This window comes from Psychrobacter sp. PAMC 21119 (assembly GCF_000247495.1).
GTDB classification, from domain to species: Bacteria; Pseudomonadota; Gammaproteobacteria; order Pseudomonadales; family Moraxellaceae; genus Psychrobacter; species Psychrobacter glaciei.
Genome location: NZ_AHVZ01000022.1, coordinates 1 through 16,279, shown reverse-complemented (window position 1 = coordinate 16,279; position 16,279 = coordinate 1). Strand labels below are relative to the sequence as shown.

The window sequence follows — 16,279 nt, the reverse complement described above, 5'->3', positions numbered from 1 at the left end:
CAAAGTCGCTGTGTTTATCAAGGTAACTCGCGTAAATGTTGCTGGTGAGCGCTTTATTTGTCTGATGTCTTGAGTTTTCATTAGATATTAAACCATCAAAACATAAAAAAGGCACTACCGAAGTAGTGCCTTATATAATGCTTGGTTTTTATACTATCTACTTCTAATTATTTTACATCTTTCCAGAACTCTTTGTTGAGCAAGTAGACTGGGATGAGTAAAACCAATAAGAAGATAATGACGAAGAAGCCAATTACTTGACGGTCGTGACGAGCAGGCTCACCCATCCACGCCATAAAGTTAACCAAATCACCGACCTCAGACTCGAACTCTTCTTGACTCAATGTTTCTTGCATATTGTGCAAGACATGAGGCATTGCAGCGTTTGCAAGCACTAGGTTATTGGCGCCCCAAGGACGACTTGGATCTTCATAAAATGATAGTAGGTAAGTGTATACCCAGTCATCACCGCGCAGTCTTGTCTCAAGTGACAAATCTGGTGGCGCAGCACCAAACCATGAAGCCTGAACCTCAGGGTCAATCTCAGCATTGATATGATCACCAATCTGATCGGTCGTCACCATCAAATATTTTTCGACCAGCTCAGGTGGAATCTCTAAATCTTTAGCGATGCGAGAGTGACGAACATACTGTGCTGAGTGACAACCTGCACAGTAATTCATAAAAATCTTGGCACCGTTTTGTAGCGAGCCTTTATTGGTAAAGTCAATAGGGGCTTCACTACAGAGCAAGTGCTCTTCCACACCCTCAGCATTGGTGAATGTACCACACCCACTGCCCGCTGCCAGTGCAGTACCAGCAGTCAAAGTCAGTGCCGCGCCTAAGCCTAGACCAGCTAGGGATTTAATTAGCGTGCTCATTAGTGACCTCCGGTAACGCGTTCTGGTGGCTGTTTACACTTCTCGATAGAGGTATAAATTGGCATCAGTAAGAAAAACAAGAAATACAAGACAGTGAAGATACGAGCCATCAATGTTGCTGTTGGCGTTGTTGGCGTCGCGCCTAAGTAACCTAAAACTAAGAAACTAATCGCAAACACGGTTAAAGCAATTTTAGATAAAATGCCTTTATAACGTATAGAGCGTACCGGCGATCTATCGAGCCATGGTATCAAGAACAATACGGCAATCGCACCACCCATCGCAATCACACCACCCAGCTTGTCAGGGACTGCACGTAAAATGGCATAGAATGGCGTGTAATACCATACTGGTGCAATATGAGCAGGCGTCTTCAGCGAGTTCGCTGTCTCAAAGTTTGGTGGCTCAAGGAAGAATCCGCCGCCCTCTGGGAAGAAGAATACCACTGCAAAGAACAGGATAAAGAACACCACAATACCAACCATATCATGAACGGTGTAGTACGGATGGAACTCAATACCGTCTAATGGCACGCCGTTCTTATCTTTTAGCTTTTTAATGTCGATGCCATCAGGGTTGTTCGAACCCACATGATGCAGTGCCACTAAATGCATAAAGACCAAGCCCACGAGCACTAAAGGAATAGCGACAACGTGTAAGGCAAAGAAGCGGTTGAGGGTGATACCGGAGATAATATAATCACCACGTACCCATTCGGCAAGACCGTCACCAATCACTGGCAACGCGGCAGGTAAGTTCAAGATAACCTGTGCACCCCAGAATGACATGTTGCCCCAAGGTAGCAAGTATCCGAAGAAACCTTCTGCCATCAATGCTAGGTAAATACCCATACCGATGAGCCAAATAAGCTCACGTGGTTTTTGGTACGAACCGTAAAGCAAGGCTCTAAACATATGCAGATAGACCACCACGAAGAACGCCGAGGCGCCAGTGGAATGCATATAGCGAATAAGCCAGCCGCCTTTCACATCACGCATGATGTATTCAACAGACGCAAATGCCCCTTCGGCACTTGGGTTGTACATCATCGTTAGCCAGATACCCGTCACCAATTGGTTGACCAGTACGACCATAGATAGCACGCCAAAGAAGTACCAAAAGTTAAAGTTTTTTGGTGCGTAGTACTTGGACATGTGATATTCATAGGTTTCGGTCGCCGGAAAGCGCGCGTCCACCCAGTGCATGATTTTTTTACCCATACTCATATTAAGCCTCCCCAACCGTCAAGATGGTACCATCCATATTATACTCTGGGATGGGTAAGTTAAGCGGTGCTGGAACGCCATTAAAGACGCGACCTGCTAAGTCATACTTAGAACCGTGGCAGGGGCAGAAAAATCCGCCATACCAGTCATTACCGCCTAAGTCAGCGGCACCAACGTCAGGGCGATAGTTTGGCGCACAGCCCAAATGCGTACACACGCCTTCAACGACCAATACAGTTGGTTCTAAAGAGCGCGTAGGATTCGCACAGTATTCAGGCTGTAAAGAGGCAAGAGAGTCTGGGTCAGACAGTAATGGTTTAACTGACTCTAATCCTGCAATCATATCTTCGGTACGCTTAACCACATAAATAGGTTTGCCACGATATTTGATGACAATCATTTGTCCATCTTCGATAGAACCGATATCTTGGGTCACTGCAGCCCCTGCAGCTTCAGCTTTTGCGCTTGGCGTCCAAGAGCGGACAAAAGGTGTTGCCAAGGCAGCTACCCCAGCTGCACCAATCGCGGCAGTCGAGGCAATAAGAACTCTACGGCGTTTTACATTAACGCCTTCGGCATGGCTCATTAATACTTCCTCCAGGTGAATGAAATGGGATTATCCCACACTGGGTTTGTGGCTTAGAGAATATTGGCTTAAAAAATATAGATACAATATCAAGCCACTTTAGCTGTGCCTAATTTTGCTAATTGTTGCTATTCTAAGCTATTTTGGTCATAAAATAAATTATTGCGTTAAAAATAAAGCAACCTTGATAGGGCATAGTATGAGGTTGAACAACATTATTTGTCCACGATGGCTTGGATATCGCCGTATCGTTACTGTTTTTATGCCAGCAAGGTTTGTCAGCGCGATGACCTTATAATTAATAAGGGTATTTAGCAATAGCGAATGATACTTGAAATCGAGGGAATGTTCACTAACTTTCAGTCCCTAATCTCTGTGTAAGTGGTCGTAAACGAATAATCACCACACTATTAATAGCGTGGTGATTATTTTAGCCTTTAAATATGCCATAGATAGAAACTTAAAATATCAGTTCATGGAATGTGTCTATTTCAAAGGTACTTAAAGGTACGTTTTAGCGACTCATTCTAGCCTTCAAGTGTACTCCAGCGCTCAAGCTTGCTCATCATTTCATCTTCAATCACTAGTAAACGCTCACTAGCTGCTGTTGCCGCATCGAAGTCTTTAGTAAACCATGAGCCGTCAGCCAGCTTTTCTTGCAGCTCATTTTGTTCCGCTTCAAGCACTGCAATCTCTTTTGGCAAATTATCTAACTCACGCTGTTCATTATAATTGAGCTTTTTGGCTGTGATACTGGGTTTTGCTACGGCTTGCTTGCTAGCTGATTTATTTGCTGCATTTGTATTACTTACTGGTGCTCTAGCAGCTTGTGCTGCTTGCTCACGATTTTTTTGTACCAGATACTCTTGATAGCCACCGACGTACTCTTTGACGATCCCTTTGCCATCTTCATCTTCGCCGAATACCCATGTTGAGGTGACGACATTATCCATGAATGAGCGATCATGGCTGATGAGCAAAATCGTACCACCAAAGCTTGCGACTGATTCCTCTAATAGCTCAAGTGTCGCCATGTCCAAATCGTTGGTTGGCTCATCGAGTACTAGAATGTTGGCAGGCTTCAATAGTTGCTTGGCAAGTAGGACGCGGTTACGTTCACCGCCAGACAATGCCTTAACAGGTGTGCGTGCACGCTCTGGAGCAAATAAGAAATCTTGCAAATAGCTCATAATATGTGTCTTACGACCGCCAACTTCGACGAAGTCTGAGCCTTCTGAGACGTTTTGTGCAACACTCGCTTCTAAATCTAGCTGATCACGTAACTGATCGAAAAACGCGATTTTTAAGTTGGTTCCTAGCTCAACGCTGCCTGTCTTGGTGACTTCGTCATCAGACATGTCGAGTAGAGCTTTAATAAGTGTGGTTTTACCCGCGCCATTAGGCCCGACAATACCGATTTTGTCGCCACGCATAATAGTCGTCGTAAAGTTATCAACCAATACATTGCCATCATACTCAAGATGCAAGTTCTTAACTTTGCAGACCAGCTTGCCGCTTTTTTCGCCTTGACCCATGGTGATGTTTACATTGCCCACTTGTTCACGGCGGTCGCCACGCTCTTCACGTAAGGCTTTTAGCTCACGGACACGGCCTTCATTACGGGTGCGGCGCGCTTTAATTCCTTGACGAATCCAAACTTCTTCTTGCGCCAATTTTTTATCAAAGTTCGCGTTATTTTTTTCTTCAGCCAATAACTGTAGCTCTTTTAATTCTTGATAGCGTGCGTAGCCACCTTCACCTTGGGTTACGTCATAGCTGGTCAACTGACCGCGATCAAGCTCAATGATGCGCGTCGACAGTTTATTCACAAATGCTCTATCATGGGTAACGAACAATAATGTCAAACCTTGCCAATCCAATAAGAAGCGCTCTAACCATTCGATGCTCTCAACGTCCAAATGGTTGGTAGGCTCATCGAGAAGCAGCACATCAGGCTTGGTAACTAGTGAGCGCGCAAGTAGTACACGGCGCTTACGACCACCAGACAACGACGACAAGTCATCATCTGGATCAAGTCCCATCGTAGTAATAAGACGAGTGGCATCACGCTCTAAATCCCAGCCATGTACTGCATCGATATCATGCTGTAAGTCGGCCATACGCTCACAGGCATCCATATCGCCATTGGCACACATATCGACTTGCTTATTATAGTTAACCAGCAGATCAGCAGTGCGACGACTACCACCCATGACGATATCCAGTATGCGGCCACTGGTTTCTGGTACGTCTTGCTCAAGCATCGCAACACGTACACTACTATTGATGATGACTTCACCACTATCAGGCTGCAATGAGCCATTGATCAACTTAAATAGAGTGGATTTGCCTTCGCCATTGCGACCAATCAAACACACACGCTCGCCAGCATTGATCGCAAAATCAACGCCATCAAGAACGGGAGCCACGCCAAATGCGAGGTGAATATCTTTTAGATGTATCAGTGCCATAAAATATCTTAAGCTTATATAATAGTGAGGTAGGGGTTGTTGCAAAATTGGCAGCAGTATAACATGCCACCACCTGACTGTAGTGCGAGTAAATGGTTTATCAGTACTATTTTATTGCTATTTGTTGGTAGTCAATATGCTATGCATGTCATTGCTTATTAATTGCTACCATTTCACGGTCATCAATCAAAAATGAATATTCCAGCAAATTCAGTATATGAATGCTATCACTTAGAGAAAAATATGGATCAATCTGTCCCACCAACGACACCTTTAACCAACCCTCAAGGCAATTCATCTGCTGCCCAAAGCGATCTACAACTTCAAGTGATTGAGTTACAGATGAACATGGCTCATCTGGAGCTAACGGTAGAGCGACTCGATGAAGTTATCGCTCGGCAAGACAAGCATATTCAGACTGTACAACGTCAATTGCAGCTTATTTACAAGCAAGTTGAAAGCCAAGATACCGAAGGAGGAATTGCTCCATTTGATGTTATGTCTGATAGGCCACCGCATTATTAAAAACCGTTAAAATAAGAGAAGCTGTCTCTATTTAGAATATATTCTTACTTTTGAATATGATTAATGGTCGATGACTGTCTAGTCATAATTCGGTAATAATGTATTTTTACAGTTGTCTTAAGGTAAAAAAGACATTAGTATCCTTCTCCTTAGCTGCTGCCTACCTAGCAATTTTTGGTACGGCGGTAAAACAATGCGGATGTTTGGAGATACACAATGCGGGCCACCTTTCACCTAAAAACCCTTACAGTAGCTATTGCTGCTTTCTCTGTCGCTAGCACTGCTAGTGCTGCTGGTCTTGATCGTTCAGGACAAGACGTTACCGCATTTTTGCAAGACGGCTTATATGCCGAAGCGGTTTATACTTACATCGATGGTGATGTCAGTGGCCATGACAATGCTTATGTCGGTCCTGATAAAAAGGCTTATGAGCAAGGCAAAAAAATCGATGATATCGCTGAGTCTTATGATTTTTTCCGTTATGGCGTAAAAGCAGATATCAATGATACATTCAGTGTTGGTATCTTATACGACGAGCCTTTCGGTGCTGCTGCTGATTATAGTGGTGATAATAACTTTGTCGGTACACCAACTGCTGCAGTCAATAGCATTATAGCATCGCGTTTAGGTGGTATGGGTGTTACTGATGTTCAAGGACTAAAAGATTTAGTTGAAGGAACGAACAAGCAGTTAAATGCTTCTGAAACTCGTTTAAATGAAGCGAGAGAGCAAATTAGACAAGCTCAGGCTGCTGTTAATCAGAACCCAGCGCTTGAGTCTGTATTGCGTCCGCAGATCAATGCTGGTTTAGCAGGAATTTCGGCTGGTGAGACACAATTGGCAGCAGGTCAAGCACAATTAAGCCAACTGGAACAGTTAGAAGGTTTTGCTGATGGTCGCCTAGCTAACGACGAAGGTACCAATGTTGAAGTCCGCACTGAAAGTATTACTGGTATCTTAGGTATGAAACTTGGTGAAAATAAAAACTTCCAAGTATATGGTGGCCCTGTGATGCAGCAAGTTCAGGCTGACGTAGCACTGCGTGGTAGTGCTTACGGTCCTGCTACTGGCTATACCACTCATATCAGCTCTGACCAAGATTACGGTTGGTTAGCCGGTGTCTCTTATAGCAAGCCTGAAATTGCACTACTAGCTGCGTTAACGTATCGCTCAGAGATCGACCATAGCTTGAACATTGATGAGACTTATCCGCTAGTTGCCGCATTGGGTGGCGATCCTGTTCAGGGTAACAAAATAGATATCACCACACCTAAATCAGTCAACTTTGACTTTCAAACAGGCGTGAATCAAACGACGTTAGCGACCGCAAAAGTACGCTGGGTACCTTGGACTGATTTTGCAATCGTGCCACCCCTTTATAACGAAGTCAGCAAGCGTTCAACGGGTGATGATAAAGGTTTGTCTTTAGTCAGCTATGATGAAGATCAATGGTTAGTAGAGTTGGGTCTTGCCAAGCGTTTGTCGCCAGCATTAGCCGTTACCGGAACGGTCGGTTGGGATAGTGGCGCTGGTGATCCAGTGACCTCGCTAGGCCCTATCGAGGGGTATTATAGTGCTGGTCTTGGCGCAAAATATAACTTCACTGAGAACTGGGCGGTGTCTGCCGGTGGTAAGTACCTGTGGTTTGGTGATGCTGATGGTCAAATACCAACCAAATCAGTGGTTAGTAAGTTCGAAGATAACGATGGCTATGCAGTTGGTGTAAAAGTATCTTATCAAGCGAAATAGTATCAAACTAAAATATATCTAGTTTGATACTATTTGCCAATTTAGCAGAAAAAAAAGCGATCCTAAGCGGGTCGCTTTTTTTTCTCAAAATAAGGATAGTCAAATATGTACACTCTATTATCAGGGTATGCTTATTGATGACTGAGCATGAAGAAAAAAGACGATTTTAGTCCAGTAAAAAGTAAATTCAAAAGATAGTTTTACTAAAGGAAACAAGTGTTTAGTATGTCAGTTACATGTAATCTGTACTGTTCAGTCATATTTAGGAAATAAAGTGCTTTAAGTGTTGTTTTAGTGTCAAAAAGCCATTATGATCGAAATCAGGACACTGTTTTCATAGTTTAAATTTGCGTGCACCATGGCCAATTTTAGATTCATAGGACGGTTAAACAACTAGGATGTTTGGAGATACATAATGCGCGCTACCTTTCACTTAAAAACCCTTGCGGTAGCTATTGCTACTATTTCTGTAGCCAGCATGACGAATGCTGCCGGTCTAGATCGTTCAGGTCAGGACGTCACTGCTTTCTTTCAAGATGGAACTTATGCCGAAGCGGTTTATACCTATATTGATGCTGATGTCAGTGGTAGAGATAATGCCTATGTCGGAGATGATAACTCAGCTTACGTTAAAGGTAACAAAACTGGTGATATTTCTGAAGATTATGACTTCTTCCGCTATGGCGTAAAATCAGATATCAATGATACGTTTAGTGTAGGTGTCATATATGACGAGCCTTTTGGTGCCGCTGCTGAATATACTGGCGATAGTAATTTTACTGGTTCACCAGTTACTGCAATTAATGATCTAATCGCAACAAGATTGGACCCAGCAGTACCAGGTGTTAGTCTTACCAATGCTCAAGAATTAAGTGATTTTGTTGACCAATCTCGACAAGGTTTAGCGGCTGCGAGAGCTCAGGTAGCACAAGCAGAAGCAGCTATTCAGAACAATCCAGCGCTTGAAGCAGTTTTACGTCCACAAATTGTACAAGGTCAGGCGAATATTGCAGCTGGCGAAGCAAGGTTGGCTCCAGTAATAGGCTTTGATAATTATGCTAATGCTCAGCTCTCCAACACCCAAACCACTAAAGTTGAGGTTCGCAGTCAAAACTTAACAGCTATTCTTGGCGCAAAATTTGGCGCTAATAAAAACTTCCAAGTTTATGGTGGTCCGGTTGCTCAACGTATCGAAGCACAAGTAAGACTACGTGGCAGTGCTTACGATCTTGCTACCGGTTATACTTCAAATAGTAATCCTGATATGGATTATGGTTATATAGCAGGTATGTCGTATAGTAAACCTGAGATTGCACTAAAAGCAGCGCTAACGTATCGCTCTGAGATTGATCATGATATAAAGATCTCTGAAACCTATCCATTAGCTGGGCTTTTAGCGGGTAATCCAGCGGCTGCCGTTCAGAGTAGTAATTACGAGATTACAACCCCTGAATCAATCAACTTTGACTTCCAAACTGGTATTAATCCAACTACATTAGCCACCGCAAAAGTACGTTGGGTGCCTTGGAGTGACTTCGTAATTACGCCACCGTTATATAATGAAGTTAGTAAGAATAATCCATTATATGCGGATGATGGTTTAAACTTGGTCGAGTATGAAGACGATCAGTGGCAAGTCGAGCTAGGTTTGGCTAAGCGTGTAGCACCAGCACTTGCGATCAGTGGTACGGTTGGTTGGGATAGCGGTGCTGGTGATCCGACTACTTCATTAGGTCCTGTCGATGGCTATTATAGTGTTGGTCTTGGCGCCAAGTATAACGTTACCAAAAACTGGGCCGTATCAGCCGGTGGCAAATACTTATGGTTCGGTGATGCCAAAGGTCAATTACCAACTGACAAAATTGTTTCTGATTTTGAAAGCAATGATGGCTATATCGCTGGCGTGAAGCTTTCTTATCAAGCGCAGTAATAAGTGAACACTTGTTACTTTTTTTAAAGTGTTAGATTTAACAATAAAAAGCAGCCCATTGTGGCTGCTTTTTTTGTTGGGAAAAAATTAAAAAAATAGTCTTAATTATCAATACTGTACGAAAGTAGTAAAGAATAACTATATTCCTTTTCTATCGTTTTTCATCAAATCGATTATTAGATACCTTTAAACACTGTAAATATATAAAAATTTTAACTAACATAAATCTATTTTTGGGAAAAGTCGAAAAGGGTATTGCTATAGCAGCAAACTTTAATTATGATACTGAAATCAGTTACGTTGTATTACATAGTAGTGATGTCTGATAACAATGAAAGGTAATATTGCGTAAGCGGTAGTTACATCTGCTAGTTAAATAATTAAATCGTTTGGCAAAGGATTGCACAGCACAGGTTTCAATTACTGATATAAGTCATACCGTAATTAAGCTTTTTGCCAGTTATTTTATTCATGGAGGATATCAAGTGTCTCAAAAATTCCCTATCTCTAAACTCACTCTCGCTCTACTTACACTGTCAGCTGCATCGTTGACGCAAGCAGCTGGTCTTGATCGTTCAGGTCAAGACATCAAAGGTTTTTTTAACCCTGGTACTTACGCCGAGATTGAGTATGCTTACATCAACACGGATGTTTCAGTTAATGATAATGCTGGGGCAATCGCAAACGGTGCTCGTCTTGGTATTACCTCTAACGAAGATGAGTACGAAAAGGGTGTAAATACGGGTAATGCTACCGACGATCCTTATACTTTTGCTCGCTATGGTGTAAAAACGGATATTAATGACAGTATTAGTATCGGTGTGTTCTATGATGAGCCTTTTGGAGCAGAAGTAGAGTATACAGGAGATAATGCTTTTGTATCTCAACCAGGAAAACAGACAATCGTAGATTCTTCAACAGGAACTGCATTTCCTAATGAATTCATTAATCCAGCTGTTCTAGATCCTGATTATGATAAAAACACCAACGTTAGCGTTCATACTGAATCATGGACAGGTTTGGTAGGTTTTAAATCTAACGGCTTCCAAGTATATGGTGGTCCAGTGATACAAAAAGTAAAAGCAGAAGTGCATTTACGTGGCCAAGCATATGGTCCATTAACAGGTTATGATGCCAACGTCAATAAAGACACTGACTATGGTTGGGCGGCTGGTCTTTCCTATAGTAAACCAGAGATTGCCTTAAATGCAGCATTAACTTATCGCTCGGAAATTGATCATAAAACCGTGGTAGGTGAAAGAGTACCTCTATTAGATAATGATCTTATAAAAAGTGTATTTATTGGTAAATATAATGAACTTAATCCTAACGATATAATCACGCCTGAATTGGCGGCAGCTATTGGTGCTGATGCGACTACCGAAGCAACGGTGACCACACCAGAGTCAGTTAACTTAAACATTCAGACGGGTTTAAGTGAAAAATATCAGCTGCTAGGCACATTAGATGTACGCTGGGTGCCTTGGAGTGACTTTAGTATTGTGCCTCCTCTTTATAATGCCTACTCTAAAGGAGCCGTTGCTGGTGGCTTACCACTATTGTCTTATGACAAAGACCAATGGAAAGTCGACGTTGGTTTGGCTAAACGCTTCAACGAAAAATTAGCGGGTTCTGTTGTGGTTGGTTATGACTCTGGTGCAGGTGATCCTGTCAGTTCATTGGGTACTATTGATGGTTTCTATAGTATCGGTGGTGGGGTTAAATATAATGTCACTCCTGAATGGGCCGTATCTGTCGGTGGAAAATACTTGAAGTTTGGTGATGCGACTGGACAGTTACCGAACGGCAGTATCGTTAGTAAATCTGAAGATAACGATGGTTACATCGCTGGTGTAAAACTGTCTTATCAGAGCCAGTAACTTCATTCTTAAACTTAGTTTTTAAACTTAGTTCTTATTTTGATTGAAATTTTATAAAGCTTATCGAGTTGTAATGGGTGAGCTTTATAATAAGCTGCAATGTTTTAAATAAAATTATAGATATTAATAAAGAACGCTACTAAGTCGGTTGTTACTATCGAAGTTGAAAGTTATCTCTCTTCAAAAGTAATAAACCATTAAGTTTTGACTGATCAAGCTACTTTTTAGTATCTATAAAAATTATTCAGCTATTATATAAATAGTTGAATATGAAGGGAATATCTCATTATAATCCATGGAGGAATACGAATGTTACCTAACCATCATTCAATCTCAGCTAATTCTACAGCAAAGAAATTCAATACCCCATTAAAAGCAAGTGTCGTACTTTTGACATCAATGATATTGGCCTCGTGTGCTAGCGATAATAATAATTCGTACAAACTAGGTGATATCTTTAATGATAGTCCAGTAATCACACCGACACCGACACCGACACCAACGCCAACACCAACACCAACACCAACACCAACACCAACGCCAACGCCAACGCCAACGCCAACACCAACACCAACACCAGGTTACAGCTCTGAAGCAGAAGCAAACTTATCAGGTGTACAGCACTTATCTGTGAACACAGGTCAGCTTGCAGGTGTGAGAGAAGTGACCACACGTGATTTCGCTATTCGTAGTACCTCAGATGTTGATGCCCGTGCTGACAAAGCTTTGACAGGAATCGTACCAGCACCAGCAGCAGTGACCTTATCAAGTGATAGCGATGCCGATACTGAAAACGGTTTTAAATCTTATAGTGGCACCGGTAACGTACTGGCCGCAGGTGACCTGACTTATACCTCGATCTATAAAGACTTTGGTGACAATGATGAGTTGCGTGTGCTCACATCGATGGTGGTGTTAGTGCACTAGGCAGCACAATTCCAGTAGATGGTGTGATAGCCGTTGGTAAAAAGACAGCGACTCTACCGACCGAAGGTAAGTTTGAATATACCGGTGATGCAACCAACCGTAAAGTAGGTCCTGGTAATGCTATTGAATATGGCACCTCAGCATTCACAGCGGATTTTGTGGCGAAGAATGGGCAGGCAAACTGGACTTTGCCGAAGCTGGCAATATTAACTTAGCAGCGAATATTACTGGTAATCAGTTCTCAGGTACTGCAGCTGACGACAATGGCTACAATACTGACGGTGCTTTCTACGGTAAAGATGCTAACTATATCGGTGGTATCTATGAAGGCAATGGTTCTCAAGGTACCTTTGGTGCCGAAAAAAATGAAGCCGTAACGCCAACACCAACACCAACACCAACACCAACACCAACACCAACGCCAACGCCAACGCCAACGCCAACGCCAACGCCAACGCCAACGCCAACACCAACACCAACGCCAACGCCAACGCCAACGCCAACGCCAACGCCAACGCCAACGCCAACGCCAACGCCAACGCCAACGCCAACGCCAACGCCAACGCCAACGCCAACGCCAACGCCAACGCCAACGCCAACGCCAACGCCAACGCCAACGCCAACGCCTACGCCAACGCCTACGCCAACGCCAACGCCAACGCCAACACCACCAGTTAATCCAAGCGTTCAAGCAGACGCAGAATTTACAGGTTTCCAAAGTAATACGTTGAGTAGTGCAGAGGGTTCATTCACAGAAGATGCGATTGGCTATGCAGAGATACGTGATGACAAGTCTGACTTTACAGAAACTGTGACTGTAGATGGTTCTGAAGTACCTGTAGACAATCGTGCTGGTAACAACTTTACCAGTTATGATAGCTTTTCAGCACGTGCTGACATGACTAAGCCTGATTCTGTGAAAGAGCAAGTTCTTATTAATATAAGTGGTGCTAATGATTCCGACTTAACCAATGGCTTCAAGCTTCACACTGAGACTACTACGGTTCAAGGTCCTGTAGCATTAGATTTCAATTATTCATCTGTTTATAAGAACTTCGATTCACAAATGCAAATAGGGCATGTGTATGGTGATCCTAATCAGAGTTTCTTAGGAGATCTAGCGCGCGTTTCTACTGTCTATGTACAAGGCAATGGTACCAACCTTGAAGACATGCAGTACATGAAAGACCTCGCACAATACAATATTGATAATAATATCAATGACGGTATGGTGGCTTATGCTGGTGTCGCTACCTATATGGAAAACCTACATCTGAAAGATGGTGATCGTAGTGGTCCAGTAGTTGATGGTTCATCTAAGTTTGATGTCGATTTTGTTAACAGTAAACTTGAAGGTACATTGACATTTGCAGAAGGTGATTATAAGTATATGCCTGCTGGTAATGAGATTAATATCAATGCCGACATCACTGGCAATACCTTTGCTGGTAATGCGAATAATATCGATACCGCTGGAGGTTTCTATGGTGAAGATGCTAATTTCTTAGGCGGTGTTTATCAGGAAGCTTTAACCCAAGGTGGTAAGGGTGCTCAACCAGGTGAAGGTACAACCTTCCAAGGTACCTTCGGTGCTGAAAAACAATAAATTAGTCTGACAGTTTGTAATAAAAAAGCGCCTTAGGGCGCTTTTTTTTGTAGATAATAAACTGAGAAAGCAATCATTATTTCAGTTTACAAATGTTCTTTTAGTGAATTAATGTTTATTTAATTAAAGGATGATTCCACAACGAAAAATATTTTTGTTTTTAAAGACAAACTATTGTTTATAATTATATATTAATATGTTGGTGTATATCGAATACATAGTCAGTATTTTAGTCCATCAATCATAACTAATTATTATCTCTCAATCATTTAAAAGTGATGACTCTCACACACTCACTATGTCACCTGAGCATTACAAAAATATTAATAAAGCATCTCTATCACAGTTAATCGGATTGACTCAGAATTTTTTGATGAAAATACGTCAATAATCAGAGATTATTGTATTTTCATAGCCTTTATAAGCATAAACCAAGAATATTCTACTTATTTTAGCTTTGTAAAAGAACTATAGTTCAAATATTGCCTCTATCTAATCACTTTTATAGATTGCTCATAAATAGTGGTTACCAATTTAAACTTTTGGCATGCAATATTAGCAAAGCAATAGGTATACACATACATTTAAAATTCCTCATAATTTCTATATATTCTATTTAACAGATATTAATTAGTAACTAAAAGTTACAGTGGACATTATTCCATTTTTATTTATTGACTTTTTGTATGTAATTTGTTTATCTATACGCGTTAGTAGATAAAAGTTATGTTTAACGGAATATTCATAAAACTTTCATGGAGGAATTCGAATGCCACTTGACCGTCATTCAATCTTGGCTGTATCAACAGCAAAAAAATTAAATACCCCGCTCAAAGCTAGTGTTGTTCTTTTGACTGCTATGATCCTAGCCTCATGTTCAACGAGTGGAGGAGATAACTCTATTGCTCCAAAACCAACCCCTGTTTTACCAGGGGTGGAATATGGAGAAACTGGTGGCGGTGAAACTGGTGGCGGTGAAACTGGTGGCGGTGAAACTGGTGGCGGTGAAACTGGTGGTGATACAGCAGCAATCAAAGCAGCAGAGGCTAGAGCCAAAGATGCAGAAGCTAAAGCGGTAATTGCAGAAAATCAGACAAAAATTGCACAAACTAAATTGGCAGAAGCTACCAAAGCACTAGACACGGCGAAAAAAGATGCACAAGAAAAAATTGATGCTTTAGAAAATGCATCAAAATCAGAAATAAATGCTGCTAAAAAAGCGGCACAAACTGCTCAAGATGCACTTAAAACCGCTGAAGAGACATTTAAAGTAGAATCATCTAAAGCTGTTGCCGCTGCTAAAGCAGAAGCGGCAACAGCTAAAATCGCAGCAGAAGCAGCTAGAGCAGAAGCTGTAGCTAAAATTGAAGCAGCAGCAAAAGCCTCTAAATCACAGGTTGACTTGGCTAAAAAAGCTGCCGCAGAAGCAGTAGAAAAAGTAAAAGTCGCAGAAGACAAAGCTAAAGAAGCAGAGGTTAGAGCGAAGACGGCGATAGAGGCTGCAGAAGCAAGAGTAAAAGCGGCTGAAGCTATCGCAAAAACAGAAGCGGAGAAAGCCAAACAAGAAGCCAATGCCAAAGTGACCGCGGAAGCAAAGGCAAAAGCAGCAGAAGAAGCTAAAACAGAAGCAGAAAAAGCAACTGTAGCTGCAGAAACCGCTCGTGCTAAAGCCGAAGCTGCTAAATTAGAAGCAGAAAAAGCTTTAGAAGAAGTTCTAGCAAATGGTGGTGGTTCGGAAGCTTTACAGAAAGAAGCCGAGCGCAAAGCAAAATTAGCAGAGCAAGCCCAAGCTCAAGCCCAAGAGGCCCAAGCTGTTGCTCAAGCTGCTCAACAAGCTGCTCAACAAGCTGCCGCCGCTCAAGTCGCTGCTGCTCAGCAAGCCCAACAAGCCGCCGAAGCAGCCTTGGCAGCAGCAGCCATCAAGAATGCGCCCGAAGCCACTAAATCAGGTGTTCAGTCATTGAACATCGACCCATCAGCTGCTGGCTTACCTAATGCCTTTACCGCTACTAGTCGTGACTTTAATACTACCGCAAACAGTGTTGAAGCTCGAGCAGACACTGCCTCAGGTAGTCTATTACCAATCGTCAATATCACCACCTCTGGTACGAATGACACCAACTTACAAAACGGATTTAAATCTCACGACGACAGCACTGATATTACAACCGCCCTTGGTGTACTGCCATTAACTTATACCTCAACCTATAAAGACTTTGGCGATGACATGCGCATCGGTCACATTGATGGTGCAGCAGCTCTTGGTGCAAATAAGCTACCAGTAAATGGCGTAGCTGTCGTTGGTAATGCCACCCAAGCTGCCAACATGCCGACGGAAGGTAAGGTTGGCTACACAGGAGATGCCACTTATCGCAAGCTGGGCATCGGTAATGACATCGAGTTTGGTAAATCAGTATTTACCGCAGACTTTGTCGCTCAAAACGTCAAAGGCGATCTCACCTTCGATAAAGCCGGTAAGATTGGTTTAACAGCGGGTA

13 protein-coding genes and 1 pseudogene are annotated in these 16,279 nt (G+C 42.4%); 9 read left to right on the top strand and 5 right to left on the bottom strand.

Features of this window, described 5'->3' with window-relative positions; translation table 11 throughout:
* Positions 1-167 precede the first annotated feature (167 nt).
* The 4 genes from RH96_RS08705 to RH96_RS08690 all read right to left on the bottom strand — a co-directional run bounded on the left by RH96_RS08705 (position 168) and on the right by RH96_RS08690 (position 5,164).
* Positions 168-881, bottom strand: coding sequence for a cytochrome c1 (locus tag RH96_RS08705; protein ID WP_010199891.1), 714 nt, complete (start codon positions 879-881; stop codon positions 168-170).
* Positions 881-2,101 carry a cytochrome b N-terminal domain-containing protein gene (locus RH96_RS08700; protein WP_010199888.1) on the bottom strand — a complete coding sequence of 407 codons (1,221 nt, stop codon included), beginning with the start codon at positions 2,099-2,101 and terminating at the stop codon, positions 881-883. Before RH96_RS08700 ends, RH96_RS08705 begins: the two co-directional genes overlap by 1 nt.
* 7 nt (positions 2,102-2,108) lie before the next feature.
* A complete protein-coding gene (petA, locus tag RH96_RS08695) occupies positions 2,109-2,693 on the bottom strand; it encodes a ubiquinol-cytochrome c reductase iron-sulfur subunit (protein WP_010199886.1) in 585 nt (194 codons plus the stop codon).
* Between the two features lie 527 nt (positions 2,694-3,220).
* Positions 3,221-5,164 (bottom strand): ATP-binding cassette domain-containing protein, encoded by a 1,944-nt coding sequence (locus RH96_RS08690; protein WP_010199884.1) that lies wholly within the window; start codon positions 5,162-5,164, stop codon positions 3,221-3,223.
* Between the two features lie 243 nt (positions 5,165-5,407).
* Here RH96_RS08690 and RH96_RS08685 point away from each other — a divergent pair, with 243 nt between their 5' ends.
* The 7 genes and pseudogenes from RH96_RS08685 to RH96_RS15375 form a co-directional block, all read left to right on the top strand.
* Complete coding sequence (locus tag RH96_RS08685; RefSeq protein ID WP_010199882.1) at positions 5,408-5,689, top strand: SlyX family protein; 282 nt, start codon at positions 5,408-5,410, stop codon at positions 5,687-5,689.
* 216 nt (positions 5,690-5,905) lie between these two features.
* A complete protein-coding gene (locus tag RH96_RS08680; RefSeq protein ID WP_010199881.1) occupies positions 5,906-7,438 on the top strand; it encodes an OmpP1/FadL family transporter in 1,533 nt (510 codons plus the stop codon).
* Positions 7,439-7,853: 415 nt separating this feature from the next.
* Positions 7,854-9,368, top strand: a complete 1,515-nt coding sequence (locus RH96_RS08675) for an outer membrane protein transport protein (protein WP_010199878.1) — start codon at positions 7,854-7,856, stop codon at positions 9,366-9,368.
* Between the two features lie 485 nt (positions 9,369-9,853).
* Positions 9,854-11,248 carry an outer membrane protein gene (locus RH96_RS08670; protein WP_010199876.1) on the top strand — a complete coding sequence of 465 codons (1,395 nt, stop codon included), beginning with the start codon at positions 9,854-9,856 and terminating at the stop codon, positions 11,246-11,248.
* A 309-nt stretch (positions 11,249-11,557) separates the two neighbouring features.
* Positions 11,558-12,175 (top strand): hypothetical protein, encoded by a 618-nt coding sequence (locus RH96_RS08665; RefSeq protein WP_010199874.1) that lies wholly within the window; start codon positions 11,558-11,560, stop codon positions 12,173-12,175.
* 23 nt (positions 12,176-12,198) lie between these two features.
* Positions 12,199-12,390, top strand: a complete 192-nt coding sequence (locus RH96_RS14590) for a hypothetical protein (protein WP_010199871.1) — start codon at positions 12,199-12,201, stop codon at positions 12,388-12,390.
* Positions 12,318-12,479 (top strand): annotated as a pseudogene (locus tag RH96_RS15375) (transferrin-binding protein-like solute binding protein); the annotation flags it as partial. The gene RH96_RS14590 and the pseudogene RH96_RS15375, both read left to right, overlap by 73 nt.
* Here RH96_RS15375 and RH96_RS15125 read toward each other — a convergent pair.
* Positions 12,478-12,792 (bottom strand): hypothetical protein, encoded by a 315-nt coding sequence (locus tag RH96_RS15125; protein ID WP_010199870.1) that lies wholly within the window; start codon positions 12,790-12,792, stop codon positions 12,478-12,480. The pseudogene RH96_RS15375 and the gene RH96_RS15125 sit on opposite strands and share 2 nt — an antisense overlap.
* A gap of 110 nt (positions 12,793-12,902) precedes the next feature.
* On the opposite strand from RH96_RS15125, the gene RH96_RS14585 reads away from it, so the two are divergent.
* Positions 12,903-13,781: a transferrin-binding protein-like solute binding protein gene (locus RH96_RS14585; RefSeq protein ID WP_010199869.1), complete on the top strand. Its 879-nt coding sequence runs from the start codon at positions 12,903-12,905 to the stop codon at positions 13,779-13,781.
* A 769-nt stretch (positions 13,782-14,550) separates the two neighbouring features.
* Positions 14,551-16,279, top strand: a 1,729-nt coding sequence (locus RH96_RS14580) for a hypothetical protein (RefSeq protein ID WP_010199868.1), incomplete at its 3' end; no start/stop codon positions are given.